Origin of the sequence: Candidatus Palauibacter sp., assembly GCF_965216145.1 — a bacterium.
GTDB lineage: Bacteria > Gemmatimonadota > Gemmatimonadetes > Palauibacterales > Palauibacteraceae > Palauibacter.
In genome coordinates this window covers 180,128-203,887 of the sequence record NZ_OZ244149.1, presented here as the reverse complement: position 1 = coordinate 203,887, position 23,760 = coordinate 180,128, and the positions used below count along the sequence as shown (strand labels likewise).

Genomic DNA, 23,760 nt, shown 5'->3' with positions numbered 1-23,760 from the left:
GATCATGACGCAGATCACGGCCGGGGCGGTGAAAGCGCTCCGGGACCGGACAGGCGCCGGGATGATGGACTGCAAGAAGGCGCTTGTCGAGGCGCGGGGCGACGCGGAGCGCGCGATCGACCTGCTGCGGAAGACGGGGGCCGCCAAGGCGGCCAAGCGCGTGGCGCGCACCGTATCCGAGGGGACGATCCGGGTCGCGAAGCGCGACGGGTCCGCCTCGATGGTCGAGGTGTTGAGCGAGACGGACTTCGTGGCCCGCAGCGAGGCGTTCGAGAGCTTCGCCAGGGAGTTCGCGGAGCGGATGTTCGATCTGCCCATCGGCGACGGTGAGACCCTGGAAGGAGAGGCGCTCCTCCGCCTCGAGGGCGGCGGCGAGGTCGAGAGCCGGCTCAACGAACTGAGGGTGCAGGTCGGCGAGAACATCCAGCTGGGGCGCGCGGTGCGGTACGACCTCGGTGAGGGGGGCGCGTTCGCCTCGTACGTCCATTTCGGCAACCGGATCGGCGTCCTCGTCGAAATCTCGGACTCGGGTGACGCGGCGGTGGAGACCGCCCGCGGGGTCGCCATGCACGCCGCGGCCACGAACCCCCGTGGCGTGTCCCCGGACGACATCCCGGCGGAGCTGGTCGAGCGCGAGCGGGCATTGCTCACCGAACAGGCGCTCGAGCAGGGCAAGCCGCCTGCGATCACCGAGAAGATCGTCGCGGGACGCATGCGCAAGTTCTTCGAGGAGAACGCTCTTCTCTGGCAGAGCTATGTGCGCGATCCCGACCGGACGGTGAAGGAGCTGCTGGCCGAGGCGGGCCGGGATCTCACCGTGCGCCGCTTCGTCCGCCTCGAGGTGGGCGGCTGAGCCTCCCCGACCTGAAGTACCGTCGCGCCGTCGTAAAGCTCTCGGGCGAGTCGCTCGCGGGGCGGCGCGGGTTCGGAATCGATCCGCCCGTCATCGAGGAACTCACCCGCGAGATCCGGAAGGTTCACCGCAGCGGCGTCCGCCTCGGGCTCGTCGTCGGCGGGGGCAACATCGTTCGTGGCACGGTCGCGAGCGAGCGGGGGATGGACCGCGTGAACGCCGACTACATGGGCATGCTGGCGACGGTCATCAACGCGATGGCGCTCCAGGACATGCTCGAGCGATCCGGGGTCGAGACGCGGGTGATGTCGGCGATCCGGATGGAGGCGCTCGCCGAGCCATACATCCGGCGCCGGGCCCTGCGCCACATCGAGAAGGGGCGGGTCGTCATCTTCGCCGGCGGAACGGGGAATCCGTATTTTTCCACCGACACGGCGGCCGTGCTCCGGGCCATTGAGATGGAAGCCGACGTGATCCTCAAGGCGACGCGCGTGGACGGCGTGTACACGGCGGACCCGGAGACCGATCCGAGCGCCGATCTGATCGAGGAGATCAGCTATCTGGAGGTGATGACGCGGGAACTCGGCGTCATGGACTCGGCCGCGATCTCGCTGTGCAAGGACAACGGCCTGCCCATCGTCGTCTTGAACATCAAGCGGCCGGGTGCAATCCTGGCTGCGTTGCAGGGCGACAGGATCGGGACGCTCGTCGAGTAGCCGGAACGCGACCCGTGTCCGGGGCGCGCGAAAGATCGGAGGGGACGGTGCCGGAGGAGACGCTCGAGAACGCCCTCGAGGCGATGGACAACGCGATCGACGCCATCGGGAGGGAATTCGCCACGGTCCGTACCGGCAAGGCCACGCCGGCGATTCTCGACGGTGTGCGCGTCGATGCGTACGGGGGGCTGGTCCAGCTCAGGCAGGTGGCCAACGTGAGCGCCCCCGAGCCGACGATGCTCGTGGTGCAGCCCTACGATCCGAACATCGCGAAACAGGTCGCCAAGGCGATCCAGAGCGGTGACCTCGGACTCAACCCCTCCGTGGATGGGCCTCGCGTGCGCGTGCCCATCCCGCCTCTGACCGAGGAGCGCCGCCGCGAATTCGTGAAGGTTCTGCACCGGATGGCGGAGGAGGGCAGAGTGTCGATCCGCCGCGCGAGGCACGAGGCGCGGGAGCAACTCCTCCGGATGCAGCGGGAGGGGGATGTCGGCGAGGACATCTGCCGGCGCACGATGGGCGACGTGCAGGAGTTCACCGACGAGTACGTGAAGAAGATCGACGAACTCCTGGCCCGGAAGGAAGCGGAGGTGATGGAGGTTTGAGAAGAGCGCGCAACGTCGCCGGGGCCCTCCGCGCCTACGTTCAGGGGCGCGACCGCGTGTGGGAACACGCGCGCAAGCGGGGGGCTGCCGGGAGACCCCCGTCGGAGATCGAGTTCGGGCGCCTGCCCGAGCCGCCGAAGTTCGGAGTCGCGGTGGCCGAGGAGCTGGACTTCCGCCGCGGCCCGGCGGCCTGGCGGGATCGTGGCCCGCCCACGAAGTCCTAGCGCCCCGCGGACCGCGGGCGACGTCGGCCGCGACGTGGAGGCGCGGTTTCGACGCGCCCTGCTGGCCGCGCCGGATCTCCTGCCCGGGGGCTCTTCGGTCCTCGTCGCGTTCTCCGGCGGCCCCGACTCGCTGGCTCTGCTCCACCTGCTGTGCGGGATCCGCGAGTCCCGGCGTCTGCGGTTGGCGGCCGCCCACTTCGACCACGGGTTGCGGGCCGGGAGCGCGGAGCGGGCGGCGCGGGCCGCCGAACTCTGCCGAAGCGCCGGAGTGCCGTGCCGGATCGGCCGGGCTCACGCGCTGCGGGGGGGGCAGGCGGACTACCGGGCCGCGCGTTACGCCTTTCTCGCCGCTGCACGGCGTCGCGCGGGGGCGGCGCGGGTCGCGCTGGGGCACCAGCGCGACGACCACGTCGAGACCGTGCTGCTGAACCTGCTGCGGGGGACCGGCTTTCGGGGTCTGGCCGGCATCCCGGCCCGCCGCGGCGCGTTCGTACGCCCGCTGCTCGGGTTCGGGAGCGAAGAACTCCGGGACTACCTTCGGGCCGAGGGCCGCGAGTGGATCGAAGACCCGGCCAACCTGGATGCCCGCTATCGCCGCTCGAGGGTTCGCCATGGCCTCGTGCCCGCGCTGTCCGAGTACGCCGGGGAGGCCCTTCGGCCGCTGGTGGCCGAACTCGCCCGCCACGCGCTCGAGGCCGACGAGGGTCTGGAGTCGCGCGCCCGGCGTCAGCTCGCGACCGCCGGATACCGGAAGACTCCCCTCGGGGCTCAAATTGCCCGCTTCGGGTTGCTCCGGTATGATCGAGCGGCGCGCGCGCGCATGCTGCGGAAGGTCGCGCGCGACGCGGGTTTTCGTCTCTCGCGGCGCGGGACCCGGGCCGGGGTCGCGTTCATGAGCGGCGGTACGAGCGGGCACGGCGTGGACATCGCGGCCGGCCTTCGCCTGGAGCGGGAGTTCGATCGGCTCCGGGTGCGGCAGCGCCGGGACCCGCGGCCCGACCTGGAGGTGGAGATCGGCGAGACGGGCTCGGGACGCGAAGGGGCGCGGATCGGCGGCAGCCGTTACGAGGTCCGGTGGGGGACGCTCGAGGGAACGGAACGCTGGGCGACGGCGCTGCCCGGCAGCGCGATCCGGTTCCCGCTGCGCGTACGGGGACCGCGTCCCGGGGACCGGATCCGGATGCCGGTCGGCTCCCGAAAACTCACGAAGCTCCTGAATGAGCGGCGCGTGCCCGCATCGGAGCGGCCGGGAGTCCCGGTCGTCGTCGGCGCCGACCAGAAAGTCCTGTGGGTCGTGGGCCACGCCACAAGGGCCGTCGAGTCCCCCGACCCCGAAAGAACATGGTTCGCCATTGGCGTCATCGAGCGCTGATCCGGCCCGTCCGGATGCACCGGAGGATGCGGAGCGACAGTTCCTCGCCTGCGCGGGGGGCCGTCCCCTGGGGCGGGTGGTATACTCCGCGTCCGAAATCGCCGAGCGTGTCGCCGAAATAGGAGCCGAGATCACAGCCGCGTATCCACCGGAGTCCGATGTGCTGCTCCTGGGGCTGCTCAAGGGTTCGTTCGTCTTCATGGGCGACCTCGTCCGCCGCATCCGGCGGCCTCTTCAGGTAGACTTCCTGGTGGCGTCGAGCTACGGCGCCGGCACGGAGTCCTCGGGCGCGGTGGAACTGCTCTACGATCCCAGGGCGCCGATGGAAGGTCGGCACGTCATCATCGTGGAAGACATCGTGGACAGCGGGACCACGCTGAATCAGTTGTGCGGCGGCGTCGCCGAGAGAGGCCCCGCCTCGCTCGAGATCTGCGCCCTTCTGCACAAGCGGGTCGCGAAGGACCTGGCCTGGGAACCGCGATGGGTTGGCTTCGATGCACCCAATGACTTCCTTGTGGGGTATGGACTGGATTACGCGGAGGATTTCCGCCACCTGCCGTTCATAGCGAGTCCCGGCGCGTGAGGACGCGTTCGGATCCGCCGGAGTCGGGATAGATCGAGATGCGACAAGACGAACCGCAGCGCCCGGAGAGGAAAGATCCCTCGGGGCGGATGAACCGCCTGCTCAGGACCGCGTCGTTCTGGGCCCTCATCATCCTCATCCCCGTCGCCATCCTCCAGTTCATGGGGGCCGGACGGGAAGCGCGGGAGCAGCTCAGCTACACGGCGTTCCGCGAGCAGGCGACGCAGGGGAACGTGGCGTCGATCGAGGTCCGCCTCGGCACCGGAGAAGTGGCGGGCCGGCTCAGGCAGCCGATCGGTTCCGACGAGGCGCGGATCGATGCGTTCCACCTCCTGCTCCCGACGAGGGAGATCGGCGATGAACTGATGGCCGAACTCCTCGCGGCCGACGTGACGATCGAGACGCTGCCGGCCGGCAGCAACTGGGTCGGCATCCTCATCTCCATCCTGCCCTGGCTCCTCATCATCGGCCTCTGGCTCTTCGTCTTCCGGCAGATGCAGGCGGGGGGCTCGAGGGCCTTCAGCTTCGGGAAGTCGAAGGCGCGGCTGCTGAGCGGCGACACGCCGAAGATCACCTTCGCCGACGTGGCGGGATGTGACGAGGCGAAGGAGGAACTCCAGGAGATCATCGAGTTCCTCAAGGACCCCCGGAAGTTCTCGCGGCTCGGAGGACGTCTCCCGAAGGGGGCCCTCCTCGTGGGACCGCCGGGAACGGGGAAGACCCTCCTCGCGCGGGCGGTGGCGGGCGAGGCCGCGCGGCCGTTCTTCTCGATGTCGGGGTCCGATTTCGTGGAGATGTTCGTCGGCGTGGGCGCCTCGCGCGTCCGGGACCTGTTCGAGCAGGGGAAGGCGCAGGCCCCCTGCATCATCTTCATCGATGAGATCGACGCGGTGGGTCGCCACCGAGGCGCCGGGCTCGGCGGCGGGCACGACGAGCGTGAGCAGACGCTCAACCAGCTGCTCGTGGAGATGGACGGGTTCGCGTCGAACGAGGGGGTGATCCTGCTGGCGGCCACGAACCGACCCGATGTGCTGGATCCCGCGCTCCTGCGTCCGGGCCGCTTCGACCGCCAGATCGTGGTGGACAACCCGGACATCAGGGGGCGCGAGGGGATCTTCCGCGTCCACACGCAGGAGATCCCGCTCGCCGAGGACGTCGACCTCTCGGTCCTGGCCAAGGGGACGCCCGGACTCTCGGGCGCGGACATCGAGAACGTCGTCAACGAGGCGGCGCTCCTCGCCGCGAGGGACGACAAGGACCGCGTGTACATGGAGGAGTTCGAGCGGGCCAAGGACAAGGTCATGCTCGGCACCGAGCGGCGAAGCATGGTCATCTCCGATGAGGAGCGGAAGGTCACCGCCTACCACGAGGCGGGGCACGCGGTGGTTGCGCTTCGCGTTCCCGGACTGGACCCGCTGCACAAGGTCACGATCATCCCGAGAGGGCGGGCCATGGGGCTCACGGCGTCCCTGCCCGAGGAGGATCGCCACAACTACACCAAGGGGTGGCTCGAGGGCCAGCTGAAGATGCTGTTCGGCGGTCGCGTGGCCGAGGAGATGAAGTTCGGCAACAGCAAGATCACGACGGGCGCGGGCAACGACATCGAACGCGTGACGGATCTCGCCCGCCGCATGGTCACCCAGTTCGGCATGTCGCCCGCCGTGGGCGCCATGACGGTGGGCGACCGTGAACACGCAGTGTTCCTGGGGCGCGATCTCTCACAGCGCCGGGAAGTGAGCGAGAAGACGGCCGAACTGGTGGACAGCGAGATCAAGCGGATCCTCGATGAGGCCTACGCGGCGACGAGGACGGTGCTCGAGGAGAACCAGGACCTGCTCGAGCGAATCGCGGAGGCCCTGCTGGAGCGGGAGACGCTCGACTCGGAGGACACGACGCGCCTCGCGGAGGGCAGGGAGTTACGGGCTCCGGCGGTGGCACCCGCTCCGCCGGCCCCGGAACTCGCCGCCGAACCGGTCCCGCGGCGCGAGCGTCCGCTCGAGGGCGCCGGAGGCGAGCCCGCCCCGGCCCCGGCCTGACCGTCGGGCGCGGACCGTGCTCTCGGCGACCGGGCCGGCGCGCAGTTGGCGACTGCTGGATCGCGAGATCCCGCTCGACAGACCCGCGATCGCGGGAGTCCTCAACGTGACGCCCGATTCGTTCTCCGATGGAGGGTGTTTCGTGGACCCGGGCGCGGCGGTCGCGCGAGCCTGGGAGATCGTGGAGGAGGGAGCGGCCGTTCTCGACATCGGAGCCGAGTCGACGCGGCCCGGAGCGGCTTCGATACCCGCCCGTGAGGAGTGGGCCCGGCTGGAACCCGTCCTCGGGGGGCTGCGGGACCTGCCGATCCCCATCTCCGTGGACACGTCAAGGCTCGCGGTGGCGGAACGGGCACTCGACGCGGGAGCGGCCGCGATCAACGATGTGACGGCTCTGCGGCGGGATCCGGGACTCGCCGCGCTCGCCGCGCGGACGGGGGCGGGCCTCGTCCTCATGCACATGCGGGGGACGCCGAGGACCATGCAGCGGGATACGCGGTACGGCGATGTCGTGTGCGAGGTCCGGGCCGCTCTCGTCGCCGCCCGGCGTGCGGCGCTCGAGGCCGGCTGCGCCCCCCGGCAGGTCGCGGTCGACCCGGGCCTCGGGTTCGGCAAGTCGGTCGAGGGTAACCTCGAACTGCTGGCCCGGCTCGATGAGATCGCCGCGATCGACGCGCCGGTGTGGATCGGACCTTCGCGGAAGTCCTTCCTCGGCGCGCTGCTCGCTGTCCGGCCGCGCGACCGGGTCGCGGGCTCGGTCGCCGCCTGCCTGGCCGCCGCGCGCGGAGGTGCGGATGTGCTGCGGGTCCACGATGTTCGGGAGACCCGCGAGGCGCTGACCGTCGAGGCCGCGATCGCCGCGCGGAAGGCTCCCGGGCCGAGCCGTGCGCGTGCGGCGGGAGGACAGGGCTGATGGGCGCGATCTGGAACTATGTCCGGCTCCTGCAGATCGACCTGCTGGATCTCTTCGAGATCACGGTCGTCGCGGTGCTCATGTACCGCGTGCTCATCCTGTGGTCCGGGACGCGCGCGTTCCAGATGCTGTTCGGCCTGGTTCTCCTCGTCGCGGTCTACGCGACGGCGGGCTGGCTTCGCCTCAGTCTCATCGAATCCATCCTCTCCCAGGCGTTCACGTACGGCGCCTTCGCGCTCATCGTCGTCTTCCATCCGGAACTGCGGAGTGCGCTCGCCCGCATCGGTCGCAGCCCCGTTCTCAGCGTCCTCACCCGGCTCGAGGAACGCAGCCAGGCGGTGGCCGACGAGATCGCGAAGGCCTCGGCGGAACTGTCCCGCGCCGGGACCGGGGCCATCATCGCGATCGAGCGGGAACTGTCGCTGGAGGAGTACATCGAGAAGACGGGCACGCGCCTCCGGGCCGACGTCTCGGCCAGCCTGCTCGTCTCGCTCTTCACGCCGCAGTCTCCCCTGCACGACGGGGCCGTGGTCGTGCGCGGCGGAGAGATCGTCGCGGCCGGCGTGCACCTGCCGCTCACGCAGTATCCCCTGAGCGACAAGACGCTGGGCACGCGCCACCGGGCGACGCTCGGGCTGTCGGAAGAGACGGACGCGTATGTCGTCGTCGTGTCGGAGGAGACGAGCCAGATCTCCCTCGCGCGGCGCGGCGTCCTGCGCCGGAACCTGACGCCCGGGCAGTTGCGGGATCACCTCGCGGCCGGCGTGGCGGCGACGGAACCGGGCCCCGCCGCGCCGGAGGCGGAGTCCGAGACTTCCGCCCTGCCGGGAGCGGACGGGGACGTGGTCACGGCCCGCGAGGAGGAGGCGCCGCAGATCGTTTGACGCCGGTCGGCCTCATCCCTAAACTTGCGTGTTACGGCAAGGCCACCCCACCTCCACGGGCAGGTCACATGGACAATCAGTACGAACTGCTGACACTGTTCACGGACGGCGGATTCATGATGTACCCGCTGATCCTCTGCTCCCTTATCGCGATCGGCGTGATGCTGGCCAAGGCGTGGACGCTCACGGTCGCCCATCGCGACTCGCGGAAGCTCCTTCGCGAGATCGAGACACTGGGCATGAGCGGCCGGCTGGGCGAGGCGATCGCGACGGCCGAGGAGACGCGCGGGCCGGTCGCCGCGATCCTCCTCGCCGGGCTTCGCCGGCTCCGCGATCGGCGCGCCGGCGCCCGGGCGGACGGGAAGGATATCCAGAAGGCCATCGCCACGACGGGCGTGATCGAACTCGACTTCCTCGAGCGCGGTCTCACCGTTCTCGGCACGATCGCCAACGTCGCCCCCATGCTCGGTTTCCTCGGGACCGTGATCGGCATGATCCTCGCCTTCCAGGCCATCGAGATCGCGGGTCAGGTCGAGCCCGGTCTCGTCGCCGGCGGCATCAAGGTGGCGCTGATCACGACGGCCACCGGCCTCTCGATCGCGATCCCGGTCAACATCGGCTACAACTATTTCGTGACCCGGATCGACCGCCTCATCCTCGACATGGAGGAGGGCGCGCAGGAAGTGCTGGGGCTCATCTGGGACCTCGAAGACCGCGGCCATCGGCACACGGCCTGAGACACGAGACCACCGAAAAAAGAGACGACCACATGGCGATCATGAAGCGCAAGCAGAAGGTGTCGGACGAGATTCCGACCTCTTCGATGGCCGACATCGCGTTCCTGCTTCTGGTCTTCTTTCTCACGACGACCGTCTTCAACGAGGAACGGGGGCTCCCGATCGTGCTTCCGGAGCAGTCCGAGGAAGTGGATGTCTCCGGGAGGAACCTGATCTTCTTCATCGTGCAGCCCGATGGGCGCGTGGTCGTGCGACGGGGAGAGAGCGAGCAGGAGCAGGTCGTCGCGCACACGCAGGTGGCGAACATCCTCCGCACCGAACTGGCCGGCAACGCCAACCTCATCGCCGCGATCCAGACGCATCCGGATGCCGCGTACCGGCACATGGTCAATGTGCTCGACGAGGTCAAGCTTTCGGGCGCCGAGCGAATCTCGCTTCAGGAAATGGAGAACTAGATGGCCATCAAGGACAGCGGGTTCAAGAAAAAGTCGGGATCGGACAGCACGATCCCCACCTCTTCGATGGCCGACATCGCGTTCCTGCTTCTCATCTTTTTCATGGTCACGACCGTCTTCCGGAAGGAACGCAACCGCGACATCGAGTGGACGAACGCGGAGGCCACCGAGAAGATCGACGAGAAGCGGAAAAACATCCTCCATATCTGGATCCAGCGCGAGGGCTCCGTCTGGATCAACGACGTCCTGACGCCTTTCGAGGAGATCTCGGAGGTGGTTCGCCCCATCTACGCCGAGAATCGTGAAGTCGTGGTGGCGATTCGGGGCGACTCGGAAGTCCCGTACCACCAGATCAACACGATCACCGAGGAATTGCAGGCGGCGGGCGCGGTTCGCGTGACGTTCGCCACTCGACTCGAGCAGCGCGCCATGCGGGCTCGGCGCTAGGGAACGCAGCACGGCGCTTGCCACAGCTGCCAAACGACCGGGAGAAAATTCGATGGAAGACACCGGCATTCGGCTCACCGCGAACGACCAGTTCAAGCATGCCAGCGCGAACTGGACACACTTCGGCCTGCTGGCCGCGGTCGGGCTCCACTTCGGCTTGTTCGTCCTCGTCCGGCCCTTCGAGGCCGCGGATCTGGGCACCGTCTCCACCGAGATCGAGGCGGTGAATTTCCCGCCGGAGGTCAAGATTCCGCCTCCGCCGGAGGCGATCGCCCGTCCGGCCACTCCGAGGGTCGCCTCGGTCGACATCTCCGAGGACATCACGATCGCGCCGACGACCTTCGAGTCGGTCCAGACCGAGAACCTGCCCCCGCCTCCCGCCGGGAGCAGCCCCGCGGACCGGCCCTCGTTCATCCCGTTCGACACGGACCCCGTGATGACGAACCAGCCGGAAGTACAACGGATCCTCGAGCGCGAATACCCGCGGACGCTGAAGGACCTGGGGATCGGCGGGCGCGTCGAACTGTGGCTGTACGTGACCGAGGACGGCACCGTCGGGAACTTCGAGGTCAAGACCTCATCCGGTAATCAGTTGCTCGACGAGGCGTCGGGGAAGGTGGTCCAGGCGATGCGGTTCACGCCGGCCAAGAACCGCGACAAGGTTACGGCGGTCTGGGTTTCGCAGTGGGTGACGTTCCAGGTGGTATAACGCTCCCCACACCAGGGTCGGCTCACCGGCTCGGCTTCGCGCCCGGCGTCGCTCCCGCGGCGCCGGGCGCTTTTTCTTGTTGCTGCGGACGCTGGCTCCCGGCGGGCCCGCTCGCATCGGCGCGCGCGCGCGCGTAGACTGTGCCGGCGTGACGAGAGACGACGTCGAGGCCCGGCTGGCGCGGGTGTTGCAGCGGATCGAGGCGGCGGCCGGGAGAGCGGGACGGCGCCCCGACGATGTCGAGATCCTGCCGGTCACGAAGGGCCACCCGGCCCGCGCGATCGAGATCGTGGGGGAACTCGGCCTGGCCCGGATCGGCGAGAACCGGGTGCCGGAAGCCGAAGCGAAGCGGTCGGCGCTGGGTGCGACGCCGGGTGTCGCCTGGCACCTGATCGGTCGGCTGCAGCGCAACAAGGCGCGGCGGGCCCTCAGGTTGTTCGACGTGGTCGAGTCGGTGGACAGCGTCATGCTGGCGAGGACACTCAGCCGCATCGTCGAAGAGGAGCGGCTCGGTCCGGCGGAGGTGCTCGTTCAGGTCAACCCGTCCGGTGAGGCCATGAAGGCGGGGTTCGCCGGCGAGAGCGCGGTCGACGCCGTGCGCGAGATCTGCGCTCTGCCCGGGCTGCGCGTCCGGGGCCTCATGGCCATGGCGCCGTTCACGAACGACGAGGCGGTGCTGCGGCCGGTCTTCCGGGGTGCGGCGAGCCTGCTGGCCCGCTGCCGGGACGAGATTCCGGAGTTCGGGGGCGATGTGCTCTCGATGGGGATGAGCAACGACTTCGAGATCGCGGTCGAGGAGGGAAGCACCCGGCTGCGGCTGGGGACCGTGTTACTGGGGGAGCGATGATCGACCTGACACCGCTCGATGTCCGCAACAAGAAGGACGACTTCAGGCGCACCCTGCGGGGGTACGACCCGCGGAAGGTCGACGCTTTTCTCACCGTCGTGGCCGACGCCCTGGAGCGCCACATGCGGGAGAGCGCCACGTCTGGCGCCCGGGTCGAGGAACTGGAGCAGCAGCTCAAGACCTACCGTACGCGCGAACGAGCCCTGAACGACGCGTTGCTGGCCGCGCAGGAGTTGCGTGAGGAGACCAGACTTCAGGCGGAGCGGGAAGCCACCGCGCGGCTCCACGAGGCGGAGGCGCGCGCGCGCGCCGTCCTCCACGACGCGGAACAGGCGGTCCGTCTCTGTCAGGACAAGATCGAGGACCTGCGGGCGACGCGCGGCCAGTTCCTCGGATCGCTGCGGAAGTTGTTCGAGCGATTCGACGAATACCTCGATTTCGAGGACGCCCGGTTCGGAAGCGGGAAAGAAGATCTCGGCCATCTGGTTGAACGGCTGCGGTCCGATCCGGATGAGGTGTCGACGGGGCGGGGTTCGACCGCGGCGGGGGATGTCGGATCGCGCGCCGCGTCCTCCGCGGACCCCCCCATCCAGAACCCGTCGATTACCCGGGTCGACGCCGGCGGTTCGGGCGCGGCGTCGACCTGACCGCAGTTCGCGGGATCGCCACGCCCGCCGTTCCCTGGACCACCTTTGCAGATTCGATGGAGCACCCCGATGGCCTACCGGCCAATACCGGAGTCCGTACGCGGGCTCGAAGCCGAAATACTCGGACGCTGGGACGAAGAGAAGACGTTCGAGCGGACCCTCGCGGCGCGCGCCGACGCGAAGGACTTCGTGTTCTACGAGGGTCCGCCCACGGCGAACGCCGATCCCGGCGTCCATCACATCCTCGCGCGTACGATCAAGGACGCCGTCCTGCGGTACCGGACCATGACGGGCCGCCACGTTCTGCGGAAAGCCGGCTGGGATACCCACGGGCTGCCGGTGGAACTCGAAGTCGAACGCTCGCTCGGGATGTCCGGAAAACCGGACATCGAGCGCTTCGGGATCCGGAAATTCAACGACGCGTGTCGCCGCAACGTGTTCCGATACCAGGACGAATGGGAACGGCTGTCGCGGGACATCGGCTACTGGCTGGACTACGGCGACCCGTACGTCACGTATTCGTCGGACTTCATCGAGTCGGGCTGGTGGGCGCTGTCCGAGATCGAGAAGCGCGGCCTGCTGTACCGCGGCTATCGCGTCATCCCGACCTGTCCGCGGTGTGGAACCGGACTCTCGAGCCACGAGGTCGCGCAGGGCTACCAGGACGTGAACGAGCCCGCCGTCTACATGAAGTTCCACCTCGTGGACGACCCCGATGACGCCCGGATCCTGAGCTGGACCACGACGCCGTGGACGCTGCCGGGGAACCTCGGGCTCGCCATCGGTCCCGACATCGCGTACGCCCGGGTGCGCGTCCTCGCCGACCCCGAGGCCGGTACCGCCGCCCTCCGGGCTCACGACGGACCCGGGGGTGCCGCGCCGGGCGAGGTCCTCATCCTCGCGCGCGACCGGATCGAGGCGGTCCTGCGACACCCGTACGAGATCGTGCGGGAGGTGCGCGCCGCGGAACTGGCCGGGCTGCGCTATCGGCCGCTCTTCCCGGGCGCGGTCGACGGCGACGGGCACGAGGCCGCGTGGACGGTGGTCGAGGCGGACTTCGTGACGGTGGACGAAGGCACCGGGGTCGTCCATACGGCCGTGATGTACGGGGAGGACGATTTCCGGCTCGGACAGCGCGTCGGGCTTCCCATGCAGCACACCGTGGGGGGGGACGGCCGGTTCCTTGAAAGCGTGCCGGGCGGGCTCGCCGGGCGGCACGTCAAGGACACGGAGACGGAGCGCGCGATCCGCGAGTGGGCCGTGGCCCACGACCAGCTATACCTGCGCGAGATGTACGAGCACAGCTATCCGCACTGCTGGCGCTGCGACAGCGCGCTCCTCTACATGGCCCGCGACTCCTGGTACATCCGCACGACCGCGGTGAAGGACCGGCTCCTCGAGTACAACGCGGCGATCGACTGGCACCCGCCCGAGACCGGATCCGGGCGCATGGGCGAGTGGCTGGAGAACAACGTCGACTGGGCCCTCTCCCGCGAACGCTACTGGGGCACGCCGCTGCCCATCTGGCTCTGCTCGGAGGATGAGGAACACCGGACCGTGCTCGGATCGTTCGCCGAACTCGGTCGGCGGACGGGCGGGCTGCCCGACGACTTCGATCCCCACCGGCCGGGCATCGACGGCTACGAATGGAACTGCGAGTTCGATGGCTGTGCCGGACGCATGCGCCGCGTCCCAGAGGTCGCCGACGCATGGTTCGACTCGGGGTCGATGCCGTACGCCCAGTGGCACTACCCGTTCGAGAACCGCGACACCTTCGACCGGTATTTTCCGGCGGACTATATCGCGGAGGGGATCGACCAGACGCGCGGCTGGTTCTATTCGCTGCTCGCCCTGTCCACGATCCTCTTCGACCGGGCGCCGTTCAGGGCGGTCATCGTCAACGACCAGGTCCTCGACGCGAAGGGACGCAAGATGTCGAAGTCCAGGGGGAACGCGGTCGACCCCCGGGACGCGCTCGATACGTACGGTGCGGACGTCACCCGCTTCTACTTCCTCTCCTCCTCCAACCCGTGGGTGTCGAAGCGGTGGGATCCGTCGGCGCTTCGCGAGACCGACCGCAAGCTGTTCGCGACGCTCCGGCACACGTACCGGTTCTTCGCCCTGTACGCGAACGAGGAGGGTTGGTCCCACGCCACGCCGCGGGCGGCGCCGGTCGCCGGGCGGAACGAACTGGACCGCTGGGTGCTGGCCCGCCTCGACGGCGTCGTGAGGACGGTGGACGAAGCGCTGGCCGGGTTCGATCTGACCGCGGGCGCTCGCGCGATCCAGGAGTTCGTGCTGGACGACGTGTCGAACTGGTACGTCCGCCGCAGCCGCGACCGGTTCTGGGCGACGCGGCCGGACGCTTCCGCCGCGAGCGCGGACGCCTTCGCGACGCTCCACGAATGCCTGGTCACCGCGGCGCGGCTGCTCGCCCCCTTTGCTCCGTTCATGTCGGACTGGCTGCACCGCGCCCTCGCGGACGACCGGTCGGTGCACCTGGCCGACTTCCCGAAGGCGGAGGGCCGGGGCGAGCCGGAACTCGAGCAGGCGATGGGGGACGTCCGCCGCCTCGTGGCACTGGGCCGGGCCGCCCGGGACAAGGCGGGGATCCACACCCGGCAGCCGCTGCGCGCGCTCCAGGCCGTCCTCCCGGGGGGGCGGAGGCTCCCCGACTCGATGGCGGCGCTCGTGCGAGAGGAACTGAACGTCAAACAGGTTGTGTGGTTCGGGGAAAGCGAAGATCTTACCCGGCTGTACGCAAAACCCCGGTTCGGGATGCTGGGTCCGAAACACGGGGTGCGCACGCCGGCCGTGGCCAGAGCGATCGGCGAGCTCGAGACGCCGGTGCTGCGGCGACTGAAGACGGGTCGGACGATCGAGATCGAACTCGGCGGAGATCGGGTGCGGGTCGAGCCCGAAGATGTCGCGATCCTCGAGGAGACGCGCACGGATCTGGCCGTGGCGAGCGACGGCGGGTATCTCGCGGCGCTGGACACGGAGATCGACGACGGCCTGCGCGCCGAGGGCTACGCACGGGAGATCGTGAACCGTGTGCAGCGGCTGCGGCGTGAGGCGGCGCTCGAAGTCGCCGATCGCATCCGGCTCGCGATCGCGGGCCCGGAGGCGTTGGAGGGTGCGGCCGCGACGCATTCCGGATACATCGCCGGCGAGACGCTGGCGGTGGAGGTGAGGATCGGGGCGGATAGCCTGGGCGGCCTGGAAACGAGATGGGTGAAGATCGGCGAGTTCGAGGTCGGCATCGGAGTCGAACGTACCCGCGGCGACAGCCGCGACATCGATGGCTGGGGATGAACAGGGAACAGCGGAAGCACCTGGAGAAGAGGCTGCTGAAGGCACGCTCGCGCGCGACGAGGGAGATCGGGCAGTACGACGATTCCTTCACGAGCGCGCTTCAGGGTGGTGACAGCGATCTGGCCGCCTACAGCTTCCACATGGCGGACCAGGGAACCGATGCCATGGAGCGGGAGAAGGCGTTCCTCTTCGCCAGCAAGGAGGGTCGGCACCTCTACCACATCGACGAGGCGTTGAGGCGACTCTATCGGGCCCCCGAGGCGTTCGGGACGTGCGAGCACTGCGGTGAGGAGATCAGCTTCGAGCGCCTCGATGCCCTGCCGCATGCGAGGCTCTGCATCCGCTGCAAGGAGGAGGAAGAAACGAGTGCCGGCTGACCCCTCCGAAAGGGCGGATGGCCCCACCCCGGATCCCGGCCTGCCGGGCGCCCCCGGCAGGGGAATCGCCGTCAGACTCTGGTTGACGCTGGTCCCGATCGCGGTCGTGCTCACGCTCGACGTCATGACCAAGGCGTGGGTCATGAACACGTTCGAGCTCTACGGACAGGCGCCGGTGATCGGCGACTTCTTCCGCTTCACCTACACCCACAACCGGGGCGCGGCGTTCGGTCTCGACATCGGCGAGCATTCCCGGATCTTCTTTCTCCTCCTCTCGCTGATCGCGCTCGGCGTGCTGGGCTTCATCTATCGCGGCACGCCGTCTTCGGACCGGCTGCGGGTCCTGGCGATCTCGCTGGTTGCGGCCGGCGCCCTCGGCAACATCTGGGACCGCATCCGGCTCGAGCAGGGTGTGGTGGATTTCCTCGATTTCGGGATCGGTACCCATCGCTTCCCCGTCTTCAACATCGCGGACTCCGGCGTCACCGTCGGTGCGGTGCTCCTCCTCATCTCGTTCTGGCTCGAGGGTCGCCGGGAAGCGCGCGAAGCGGCCGAGGCGGCGGGGACGGACCACGGGTGAGGTGAGTCCGGCCGACTCCGGCGCGACAGGGGCCGGCGACCGGCGATTCATCGAGATCGAAGACGCGTCGGCCGAGCGGCTCGACCGGTTTCTGTGCGAGCCTCTGGCGCTGAGTCGCACCCGGGTCGCCCAGCTCATCGCCGATGGCCACGTGACGGTGAACGGCCGCGCCACGAGAAAGGGATACCTGCCCCGGGCCGGCGATCGCATCGAAGTCCATCTGCCGCCCGCCGTCCCCACCCGCCTCGAGCCCGAAGACATCCCCGTCGAGATCCGGTACGAGGACGAGCATCTGGCGGTGGTGGAAAAGCCGGCCGGGCTCGTCGTCCACCCGGCGCCCGGGCACCCGCGCGGCACGCTCGTGAACGCGCTCCTCTTCCATCTGGACGGCCTCTCGAACATCGGGGGCGACCGCAGACCGGGGATCGTGCACCGTCTGGACCGGGACACGAGCGGGCTCATGCTGGTGGCCAGGCGGGATGGGGCGCATCGTCGACTCGCGGCCGCCCTCCGGCGCCGCGAGATCGAACGGGGATACCTGGCGGCGGCCTGGGGGCACCTGGAACGAGACCGGTTCACGGTCGACCGGCCCATCGGCCGCGACCGCCGCGACCGGAAGCGGATGGCCGTGCGGGAGGCCGGTCGCCCCGCGACGACCCACTTCCGGCGACTGGAGCGGTGGAACGCGGCCGACCTCGTCGCGGTACGACTCGGGACGGGACGGACCCATCAGGTGCGCGTACACCTGAAGTCCGTCGGACACCCGGTCGTGGCGGATCCGATCTACGCGCCGGGTTGGGAACGGGGGTTCGGCGGCGCGGGCGGCCGCTGGGCGGAGGAGTTCCGGCGCCGGGCGGCGCGACTCTTCCTGCACGCAGCGCATCTGGCCTTCGAGCACCCCGTCACGGGAGAGGAACTATCGTTCGCATCGCCCCTGCCATCGCCCCTGCTGGAGGTCGTGGAATGGGCCCGTTCCACTTCGTGACGCGGTTGACGAGTCCGGGAAGGGCATCTAGGGTGCGCGCATGACACAGGGACGACGCGACCGGAAGACGGGACGGACCCCCGCCCGCGGGCTCCAGTTCGGGCCTGCCAACTACGCGGCGTTCGCCCTGGGCCTGGCATCGATCGTGCTGGGGTACGTGCTGCTCGATGGCGGATCCGTGACCGCCGCGCCGCTCCTCCTCATGCTCGGCTACGCAGTGCTCCTCCCCGCCGGACTGATTCTCGGCTGGCGGCGACTCGGCTAGCAGCCCGCCGGCGGGAAACCCAGGGGGCGAATAGCTCAGCCGGTTCAGAGCGCCTGCCTTACAAGCAGGAGGTCGGGGGTTCGAATCCCTCTTCGCCCATCCGCCAGAAAGAAGGCCCGGGCCCGACATGTGGTCGTTGATCGGAACGGTATCGCGCTGGGCGCTGTTCGCCGGCCTCCTCGCGGCGGTGGGGGCGGTGACCTTCCGGCTCGTGGTCCTCAGGCGGTTCCCCGGGTTCGGCCCGCCGAGCGAGGGTGACGCGTCCGTCGACCCGGCGGGACTCGCGGCCCGGATCGGCCGCCTGGCGCTTCTCGCCGTCGCGCTCGGGGCGCTGGGCCGGCTCGCGGCGGAGGTCGCCGTATTTCGCGATCCCTTCGAGCCGCTCTGGGCGGAGATCCGTCTGCTCGTGACCCGCACCTCGTGGGGCCGGGCCTGGATCGCCCAGATCACCGCGACCGCGATCTCGGCGTTCGCGTTCACGCTCGCCTCCAAGCCCGGTCGCGTGGCGGAACCCGGCTGGGTGCTGGCCACCGCCGGGGTCGTTCTCCTCGCCTACACGCCGGCGCTCTCCGGGCACGCGACGGGCGCCGAACACTACGTCACGGCCGCGATCTCGGCCGACGTATTCCATGTCGCGGCGGGCGGCGTCTGGCTCGGTACGCTCGCCGTCATGGCGGGTGTGCTGCACCTGGGCCGACGGCACGGCGCGGTGATCTCCCGAACGCGGATCGTGGACTGGATCACGGCGTTCTCGCCGCTCGCCCTGGGCTCCGCGGCGGTCATCGGGGCCACCGGCCTGTTCGCGGCCTGGTTGCATCTGGGGGCGGTCTCGTCGCTGTGGACGGAACCCTACGGCCGGCGTCTGAGCCTCAAGCTCCTCGTCCTGCTCGTGGTCATCGGTGGCGGCGCGTACAACTGGAAACGGTCCCGGGACCGGGTTCGGGCGTCCGAACAGCCGGCTCGTCTTCCGCCGACCGTCGCTCTGGAACTGGGAGCCGCGCTCGCTCTCCTCCTCGTCACGGCGGTGCTGACCGTGACCCCGCCGCCCGCACACGAGTGACGGGTGGCGCCGGTGTCTGAACTTCGCGTCGACGGCGGACGGCTCTGGCGGCGACTCGAGGAGATGGCGCGCATCGGCGCGACCGCGGCCGGTGGCGTCCACCGCCTCGCGCTGAGCGACGACGACCGCCGGGCGCGCGATCGGTTCCGCGCCTGGGCGGTGTCGCTGGGTCTCGCCGTCTCGATCGACGGAATCGGCAACATGTTCGCCCGCCGCGCGGGCACGGACGATGCGCGTCCGCCGGTCGTTCTGGGGAGCCACCTCGACAGCCAGCCCACGGGGGGGCGGTTCGACGGCCCGCTCGGCGTCCTCGCGGCGCTCGAGGTCGTGCAGACCCTCGAGGAGCACGGCATCGCGACGGCGGTCCCCATCGAGGTCGCGAACTGGACGAACGAGGAGGGCGCGCGTTTCGCGCCGGCCATGATGGGGTCGGGCGTATTCTCGGGCCGGTTCGAATTGGCCGACGCCCTGAGGACGAGCGACCCCGATGGGGTCACGGTGGCCGATGCCATCGATCGGATCGGCTACCGCGGGCCGACGCCCGTCGGCGGACGCCCCCTGGCGGCGTACCTCGAGCTGCACATTGAGCAGGGTCCGATCCTCGAGGAGCGCGGCTGCGAGATCGGCATCGTGACGGGCGTTCAGGGGACCCGCTGGTTCGACCTCACGCTGATCGGCGAGGAAGCACACGCCGGACCCACCCCGATGCCGAGCCGGACGGACCCCGTGGCGGCCCTCGGCCGGGCGCTGGTCGAGCTGTATCGCCGGGTCGAGAGCGAGTTCGCGCCGCACGGACGGCTGACCTTCGGCGTCCTGGCGGCGACGCCGGCCTCGCGCAACACGGTGCCCGGCCAGGTCCGCGTCAGCGTGGACATCCGTCATCCCGAAGACCGCGCGCTCGACGACATGGAACACTGCCTGCGGGAGGAGGCGGCGAGCGCCTGCGCCGAACGCGGCGCCGAATGGCGTCTCGACGCGGTATGGCGGTCACCCGCGGTCCGCTTCTCCGATCGCTGCATCGAGGCCGTGCGCGCCGCCGCCGAGCACTGCGGCTACCGTTCGATGCCGCTCATGGCCGGGGCCGGCCACGACTCCGTACACACGAGCGACATCGCGCCGACGGGCATGATCTTCGTCCCCTGCGAGGGCGGCGTGAGCCACAACGAGGCGGAGCGGATCACCCCGGCCCAGGCGGAAGCGGGGGCGAACGTGCTCCTCCACGCGGCCCTTCGCCTGGCGGGCGGCCAGCGCCGCCGTCCCATATCTTACCCCGCGTCCAACACCAGCCCCGGAGGCAGCGCGTGACCGCGATCACGAACACGGCTTCGACCGACACCGCGACCTGGCAGGAAATCGATCGGCGCCACCACGTCCATCCCTTCGTCGACCCCCGCATCCTCGCGGAGAAGGGGACGCGGGTCATCGTCGGGGCCGAGGGCCGTCACCTGATCGACTCCGAGGGTCGCCGCATCCTCGACGCCATGGCGGGCCTGTGGTGCGTCAATCTCGGTTACGGGCGCGAGGAACTGGCCCGCGCGGCCTACGACCAGATGGTCGAGCTGCCCTACTACAACACCTTCTTCCGGACGGCGTCTCCCCCGACGATCGAGTTGTCGCGCGTGCTCGCGGAACTCACGCCGGGCAGGATCGCGCACGCCTTCTTCTCGAGTTCCGGCTCCGAGGCCAACGACACCATCGTCCGCCTCGTGCGCCGGTACTGGGACCTCCAGGGGAAGCCCGCCAAGAAGACGTTCATCAGCCGCACGTACGCGTACCACGGGAGCACCATGGCCGCCGCCAGCCTGGGCGGATTCGAGGCCATGCACGCGGTGGGAGACCTCCCCCTGCCCGGGTTCGAGCACATCATGCCGCCGTACTGGTTCGCGATGGGGGAGGCTGGAGAAACCCCGAAAGAGACGGGGGCGCGGGCCGCGAAGGCGCTCGAGGACAGGATCGCCGAACTCGGCGCGGACCGGGTGGCCGCCTTCATCGGGGAGCCGGTCATCGGCGCGGGCGGCGTCATCGTGCCGCCCGACAACTACTGGCCCGAGATTCAGCGCATCTGCCGAGCGAACGACGTCCTCCTCGTGTGTGACGAGGTGATCACGGGCTTCGGCCGCACCGGCGAGTGGTTCGGCGCTCAGAAGTTCGGGATCGATGCCGATCTCATGACGATCGCCAAGGGGCTCACATCCGGCTACCTGCCGATGTCCGCCGTCCTCATGACCGACGCGGTGTTCGACGTCCTGTCCGGGGGAGGCGTGATCCCGCACGGCTACACCTATTCCGGACACCCCGCGGCGGCCGCCGTCGCGCTCGAGAACATCCGGCTCATGAAGGAGGAAGGGGTCGTGGAACGGGTCCGGGAGGACACCGGGCCCTACTTCCAGGCCCGGCTGCGGGAACTGGCGGACCACCCTCTCGTCGGGGAGGTGCGGGGCGTCGGACTCCTCGGGAGCCTCGAGCTGTCGAAGGACAAGGCGTCGCGGGAGCTGTTCGACCCTGTCGGCCAGGTGGGCGCGCTCTGCCACGAACACCTCTACGACGAGGGCGTCATCTTCCGGTCCATGCGGGACGTGATGTGCACGAGTCCGCCGCTCACGATCACCGGGGAAGAGATCGACGAACTGGTCACGAAGGCCCGGGCGGGGATCGACCGCACGGCCCGGGACCTCGGCATGATGTGATGGGGGCCGGCCGACCCCCCGCACGGCGGGTGGCCCTCGCGGCGGCTCTCGGCGCGAGCGCCGCCGCCTGCGCGACGGCGCCCCGCGACGCGGGTCCGGGGGTCACTCCGGGAGCGGAAGCCCCTGAATACGCCTACCGGGTCCAGTACTACGTCTCGTGCAGCGTGAGCGATGAGTGCCGCGTCCAGTACATCGACGAGGAGGGTGTGCTCCGGGCCCGGGACATCGTCGGCGAATGGGACATGGACTTCGGCGCCGACCCGGGCACACGCCTGTGGCTTCGCGCCGGGGCTGGAGGCTGCCCGCCCCGGCCCGTCCGTGCCGAAATCCGCATGGAGGGCGAGATCGTCGCCGAGCACCTCGCGCCGTCGCCGAGGCGTTCCCGCTGCAGTTGGATCCTCGCCGAGACGGAGTTCCGCCTCCCCTGATCAGACCCCCTCGACCGTCTCCCCGATGAGGTGCGTGACGACGTCGCGGATGTCGCCCGTCTCTTCGAACACGGCGAGCTGCCGGGCCGAACTCGACCCCTCCTTCAGGATGTGGAGCGCGTATTCCACTTCCGCCCGGCTGCCCAGTTCGTCGATCACGTCGTCGAGGAACCACTCGAGTATCTCTATGATGAGGTCGGCGGCCGGGTGTTCGCTCTGACGGCCGAAGTCGATGAGCTTTCCCGTGAGCCCGTATCGGGCCGCGCGCCACTTGTTCTCGGCCACGAGGACTTCGGGATAGAGGCGGAACGTGAGGTTGTCGCGCCGCAGCTTCCACAGTTTCGCGACGATGGCCTGGAAGATCGCGGCGATGCAGACGACTTCCTCCACGCGCGTGCACATGTCGCACACGCGGAACTCCAGCGTCGGGAAGCTGTGATTCGGGCGCACATCCCACCAGATCTTGCTCGAATCCTGGATCGTGTTCGAGCGGACCATGGTTTCGATGAAGTGGTTGTATTCGCTCCAGCTCCCGAAGCGCATGGGGATGCCGGTGCGCGGGAAATTGCGCCAGATGATGCTCCGGTACGAGTGGAGTCCGGTCTTCGACCCCTCCCAGAAGGGCGAACTCGTCGAGAGCGCGAGCACGTGCGGGAGGAAGTATCGTGACACGTTCATGGTGTCGATCAGGAAGTCGCGGTCCTCGATCCCGACGTGGATGTGGGTGCCGAAGATGAGATTGCGTTCGGCGACCTGTTGAAGGTCCTCCCTCAGTCCGGCGTACCGGTCGAGCGGCGTGATGTCCTGCTGCTCCCAGTTCGAGAACGGGTGGGTGCCGGAGGCCACGATCCGGAGTCCCTTCACGGCGACCCTCTCGGTGACGAGTCGGCGCATGCGCACGACCTCGGCGCGGACCTCGCCGACGTCCCGGCAGACGCGGCTCGCCGTCTCCACGCAGGCCTGGTGCAGCTCCGGATGGATCTCCTCGCGAGCCTCGTCGTCCCCCTCGAGGATCTCCGTGATGAACGACGTGAGTTCGCCGGTCTCCGGGTGAACGATCTGGTATTCCTCTTCAACGCCGAGCGTGAGGGAAGGGGCTTTCATGGCGAGCCTCTCGAGTGGAGAGATTCATGCGTCGGTGGCCGGCGGAGCGTCGCGAAGATAAACGTCGCGTCTCCGGCCGTCGACACCCTCGGCGGACTTTCGACGATCGCCGGAAACGCCGTATCTTATCGTGCGGCGATTCCATCCCGTTTCCCGACACGGAGGCTCCATTGATCCACTGGCTCTTCGCGATCTGCGTCTTCTGGCTCGTGGGCGCCGTCTTCTTCGGCGGCGTGTACGATGCGGAGACCGGCTCCGCCGGCCGGCAGGCGCTCGGCCTGCTGCTGAACTTCGCCGTCTTCCTCGGCATCTTCGCCCTCTTGCGATTCGCCCTCGTCGGGCTCTTCGGGCTCGGAGGGGAGAGCGGCTTCCTGAGCACGGTGTGGGGCACAATCCTTCCGACCGCCATCCCGACCATGCTCATCGGGCGGATCGGCAGGCTCGTCTTCGGGCTGGTCGGGGTGACGATGGCGCGGAAGGTGTTCTCGGCCGACATGCACTAGCCGCGCCGCACCGCGCCCGGGTTGCGAGCAGGCGGCCGCCTGCCCGGGACTTGCACGATATGGTCACAGCGAGAATTATGGGCGCTTCGTTCGCTCGCCGGAGAAACTCTTTACAGGAGAAAACAGGATGACCAAGGACGATTTCGCGGCGAAGCTCGCCTCGCAAGCAGGGCTCAGCAAAGCCGGGGCACGCGATGTCATCGACTGCATTTTTTCGACCGACCCCGGGAAGGGCATCATCGCAGTCGAACTCGACGCCGGCCGCGATTTCACGCTCACCGGTTTCGGCACGTTCGGGACGCGTCACCGCAAGGCGCGCATGGGCCGCAACCCGCAGACGGGCGAGTCGATCCAGATTGCCGCCATGAACGTTCCCACCTTCAAGGCGGGCAAGGGGCTGAAGGACCGCGTCCGGGTCTGAGGCCCGC

At 69.2% G+C, this 23,760-nt stretch carries 27 protein-coding genes and 1 tRNA gene; 27 read left to right on the top strand and 1 reads right to left on the bottom strand.

Annotated elements, in window-relative coordinates; genetic code table 11:
• Positions 1–4: 4 nt before the first annotated feature.
• The 25 genes from tsf to ACOOHF_RS00840 all read left to right on the top strand — a co-directional run bounded on the left by tsf (position 5) and on the right by ACOOHF_RS00840 (position 21,725).
• Positions 5–853: a translation elongation factor Ts gene (gene tsf / locus ACOOHF_RS00960; RefSeq protein WP_420463018.1), complete on the top strand. Its 849-nt coding sequence runs from the start codon at positions 5–7 to the stop codon at positions 851–853.
• Positions 850–1,569: a UMP kinase gene (gene pyrH / locus ACOOHF_RS00955; protein WP_419936875.1), complete on the top strand. Its 720-nt coding sequence runs from the start codon at positions 850–852 to the stop codon at positions 1,567–1,569. Before tsf ends, pyrH begins: the two co-directional genes overlap by 4 nt.
• A gap of 47 nt (positions 1,570–1,616) precedes the next feature.
• Complete coding sequence (gene frr / locus ACOOHF_RS00950) at positions 1,617–2,174, top strand: ribosome recycling factor (protein WP_419936569.1); 558 nt, start codon at positions 1,617–1,619, stop codon at positions 2,172–2,174.
• Complete coding sequence (locus ACOOHF_RS00945) at positions 2,171–2,398, top strand: hypothetical protein (protein ID WP_420463017.1); 228 nt, start codon at positions 2,171–2,173, stop codon at positions 2,396–2,398. The genes frr and ACOOHF_RS00945 overlap by 4 nt, the downstream gene beginning before the upstream one ends.
• Before the next feature lie 34 nt (positions 2,399–2,432).
• Positions 2,433–3,770, top strand: a complete 1,338-nt coding sequence (gene tilS / locus ACOOHF_RS00940; RefSeq protein ID WP_420463016.1) for a tRNA lysidine(34) synthetase TilS — start codon at positions 2,433–2,435, stop codon at positions 3,768–3,770.
• Positions 3,771–3,846: 76 nt separating this feature from the next.
• On the top strand, positions 3,847–4,353 hold the full coding sequence (gene hpt, locus ACOOHF_RS00935) for a hypoxanthine phosphoribosyltransferase (RefSeq protein ID WP_420464404.1): 507 nt from the start codon (positions 3,847–3,849) through the stop codon (positions 4,351–4,353).
• Positions 4,354–4,391: 38 nt separating this feature from the next.
• Entirely contained in the window at positions 4,392–6,389 is a 1,998-nt protein-coding gene (gene ftsH / locus ACOOHF_RS00930; protein ID WP_419936573.1) for an ATP-dependent zinc metalloprotease FtsH, read from the top strand.
• 16 nt (positions 6,390–6,405) lie between these two features.
• A complete protein-coding gene (folP, locus tag ACOOHF_RS00925; protein ID WP_420463015.1) occupies positions 6,406–7,302 on the top strand; it encodes a dihydropteroate synthase in 897 nt (298 codons plus the stop codon).
• The gene (gene cdaA / locus ACOOHF_RS00920; protein WP_420463014.1) at positions 7,302–8,186 is read left to right on the top strand and encodes a diadenylate cyclase CdaA; all 885 of its coding nucleotides are present in this window, start codon (positions 7,302–7,304) and stop codon (positions 8,184–8,186) included. The genes folP and cdaA overlap by 1 nt, the downstream gene beginning before the upstream one ends.
• Before the next feature lie 68 nt (positions 8,187–8,254).
• Positions 8,255–8,923 carry a MotA/TolQ/ExbB proton channel family protein gene (locus ACOOHF_RS00915; RefSeq protein WP_419936576.1) on the top strand — a complete coding sequence of 223 codons (669 nt, stop codon included), beginning with the start codon at positions 8,255–8,257 and terminating at the stop codon, positions 8,921–8,923.
• Between the two features lie 32 nt (positions 8,924–8,955).
• On the top strand, positions 8,956–9,378 hold the full coding sequence (locus tag ACOOHF_RS00910) for an ExbD/TolR family protein (protein ID WP_419936577.1): 423 nt from the start codon (positions 8,956–8,958) through the stop codon (positions 9,376–9,378).
• Complete coding sequence (locus ACOOHF_RS00905; RefSeq protein WP_419936578.1) at positions 9,379–9,825, top strand: ExbD/TolR family protein; 447 nt, start codon at positions 9,379–9,381, stop codon at positions 9,823–9,825. It begins immediately after the preceding gene.
• Between the two features lie 52 nt (positions 9,826–9,877).
• On the top strand, positions 9,878–10,534 hold the full coding sequence (locus ACOOHF_RS00900; protein ID WP_420463013.1) for an energy transducer TonB: 657 nt from the start codon (positions 9,878–9,880) through the stop codon (positions 10,532–10,534).
• A gap of 148 nt (positions 10,535–10,682) precedes the next feature.
• On the top strand, positions 10,683–11,381 hold the full coding sequence (locus tag ACOOHF_RS00895; RefSeq protein ID WP_420463012.1) for a YggS family pyridoxal phosphate-dependent enzyme: 699 nt from the start codon (positions 10,683–10,685) through the stop codon (positions 11,379–11,381).
• Positions 11,378–12,028 (top strand): DivIVA domain-containing protein, encoded by a 651-nt coding sequence (locus tag ACOOHF_RS00890; RefSeq protein WP_420463011.1) that lies wholly within the window; start codon positions 11,378–11,380, stop codon positions 12,026–12,028. The genes ACOOHF_RS00895 and ACOOHF_RS00890 overlap by 4 nt, the downstream gene beginning before the upstream one ends.
• 69 nt (positions 12,029–12,097) lie before the next feature.
• Entirely contained in the window at positions 12,098–15,343 is a 3,246-nt protein-coding gene (gene ileS / locus ACOOHF_RS00885) for an isoleucine--tRNA ligase (protein WP_420463010.1), read from the top strand.
• Positions 15,340–15,720 carry a TraR/DksA family transcriptional regulator gene (locus tag ACOOHF_RS00880; RefSeq protein ID WP_419936583.1) on the top strand — a complete coding sequence of 127 codons (381 nt, stop codon included), beginning with the start codon at positions 15,340–15,342 and terminating at the stop codon, positions 15,718–15,720. The genes ileS and ACOOHF_RS00880 overlap by 4 nt, the downstream gene beginning before the upstream one ends.
• A complete protein-coding gene (lspA, locus tag ACOOHF_RS00875) occupies positions 15,710–16,300 on the top strand; it encodes a signal peptidase II (protein ID WP_420463009.1) in 591 nt (196 codons plus the stop codon). The genes ACOOHF_RS00880 and lspA overlap by 11 nt, the downstream gene beginning before the upstream one ends.
• Position 16,301: 1 nt before the next feature.
• A complete protein-coding gene (locus tag ACOOHF_RS00870; RefSeq protein ID WP_420463008.1) occupies positions 16,302–17,285 on the top strand; it encodes an RluA family pseudouridine synthase in 984 nt (327 codons plus the stop codon).
• Positions 17,286–17,325: 40 nt separating this feature from the next.
• Positions 17,326–17,550, top strand: a complete 225-nt coding sequence (locus ACOOHF_RS00865; protein ID WP_420463007.1) for a hypothetical protein — start codon at positions 17,326–17,328, stop codon at positions 17,548–17,550.
• Between the two features lie 24 nt (positions 17,551–17,574).
• A tRNA-Val gene (locus ACOOHF_RS00860) sits at positions 17,575–17,649 on the top strand.
• Positions 17,650–17,686: 37 nt separating this feature from the next.
• Positions 17,687–18,610: a CopD family protein gene (locus ACOOHF_RS00855; RefSeq protein ID WP_420463006.1), complete on the top strand. Its 924-nt coding sequence runs from the start codon at positions 17,687–17,689 to the stop codon at positions 18,608–18,610.
• A 12-nt stretch (positions 18,611–18,622) separates the two neighbouring features.
• The gene (locus ACOOHF_RS00850) at positions 18,623–19,915 is read left to right on the top strand and encodes a Zn-dependent hydrolase (RefSeq protein ID WP_419936588.1); all 1,293 of its coding nucleotides are present in this window, start codon (positions 18,623–18,625) and stop codon (positions 19,913–19,915) included.
• Positions 19,916–19,920: 5 nt separating this feature from the next.
• On the top strand, positions 19,921–21,297 hold the full coding sequence (locus ACOOHF_RS00845) for an aspartate aminotransferase family protein (RefSeq protein WP_420464403.1): 1,377 nt from the start codon (positions 19,921–19,923) through the stop codon (positions 21,295–21,297).
• Positions 21,297–21,725: a hypothetical protein gene (locus ACOOHF_RS00840; RefSeq protein WP_419936589.1), complete on the top strand. Its 429-nt coding sequence runs from the start codon at positions 21,297–21,299 to the stop codon at positions 21,723–21,725. The genes ACOOHF_RS00845 and ACOOHF_RS00840 overlap by 1 nt, the downstream gene beginning before the upstream one ends.
• On the opposite strand, the gene ACOOHF_RS00835 is transcribed toward ACOOHF_RS00840, so the two are convergent.
• Positions 21,726–22,829 (bottom strand): carboxylate-amine ligase, encoded by a 1,104-nt coding sequence (locus ACOOHF_RS00835; protein ID WP_419936590.1) that lies wholly within the window; start codon positions 22,827–22,829, stop codon positions 21,726–21,728.
• Positions 22,830–22,999: 170 nt separating this feature from the next.
• On the opposite strand from ACOOHF_RS00835, the gene ACOOHF_RS00830 reads away from it, so the two are divergent.
• Together ACOOHF_RS00830 and ACOOHF_RS00825 are read left to right on the top strand one after the other, a co-directional pair.
• Positions 23,000–23,332, top strand: a complete 333-nt coding sequence (locus ACOOHF_RS00830) for a hypothetical protein (RefSeq protein WP_420463005.1) — start codon at positions 23,000–23,002, stop codon at positions 23,330–23,332.
• 127 nt (positions 23,333–23,459) lie between these two features.
• Positions 23,460–23,753 (top strand): HU family DNA-binding protein, encoded by a 294-nt coding sequence (locus ACOOHF_RS00825; protein ID WP_419936592.1) that lies wholly within the window; start codon positions 23,460–23,462, stop codon positions 23,751–23,753.
• Positions 23,754–23,760 lie beyond the last annotated feature (7 nt).

Coding starts and splice junctions, on each gene's coding strand:
- tsf (WP_420463018.1), top strand. CDS start 5: ATGACGCAGATCACGGCCGGGGCGGTGAAAGCGCTCCGGGACCGGACA.
- ftsH (WP_419936573.1), top strand. CDS start 4,392: ATGCGACAAGACGAACCGCAGCGCCCGGAGAGGAAAGATCCCTCGGGG.
- cdaA (WP_420463014.1), top strand. CDS start 7,302: ATGGGCGCGATCTGGAACTATGTCCGGCTCCTGCAGATCGACCTGCTG.
- ACOOHF_RS00915 (WP_419936576.1), top strand. CDS start 8,255: ATGGACAATCAGTACGAACTGCTGACACTGTTCACGGACGGCGGATTC.
- ACOOHF_RS00910 (WP_419936577.1), top strand. CDS start 8,956: ATGGCGATCATGAAGCGCAAGCAGAAGGTGTCGGACGAGATTCCGACC.
- ACOOHF_RS00905 (WP_419936578.1), top strand. CDS start 9,379: ATGGCCATCAAGGACAGCGGGTTCAAGAAAAAGTCGGGATCGGACAGC.
- ACOOHF_RS00900 (WP_420463013.1), top strand. CDS start 9,878: ATGGAAGACACCGGCATTCGGCTCACCGCGAACGACCAGTTCAAGCAT.
- ACOOHF_RS00890 (WP_420463011.1), top strand. CDS start 11,378: ATGATCGACCTGACACCGCTCGATGTCCGCAACAAGAAGGACGACTTC.
- ileS (WP_420463010.1), top strand. CDS start 12,098: ATGGCCTACCGGCCAATACCGGAGTCCGTACGCGGGCTCGAAGCCGAA.
- ACOOHF_RS00880 (WP_419936583.1), top strand. CDS start 15,340: ATGAACAGGGAACAGCGGAAGCACCTGGAGAAGAGGCTGCTGAAGGCA.
- ACOOHF_RS00865 (WP_420463007.1), top strand. CDS start 17,326: ATGACACAGGGACGACGCGACCGGAAGACGGGACGGACCCCCGCCCGC.
- ACOOHF_RS00840 (WP_419936589.1), top strand. CDS start 21,297: ATGGGGGCCGGCCGACCCCCCGCACGGCGGGTGGCCCTCGCGGCGGCT.
- ACOOHF_RS00835 (WP_419936590.1), bottom strand. CDS start 22,829: ATGAAAGCCCCTTCCCTCACGCTCGGCGTTGAAGAGGAATACCAGATC.
- ACOOHF_RS00825 (WP_419936592.1), top strand. CDS start 23,460: ATGACCAAGGACGATTTCGCGGCGAAGCTCGCCTCGCAAGCAGGGCTC.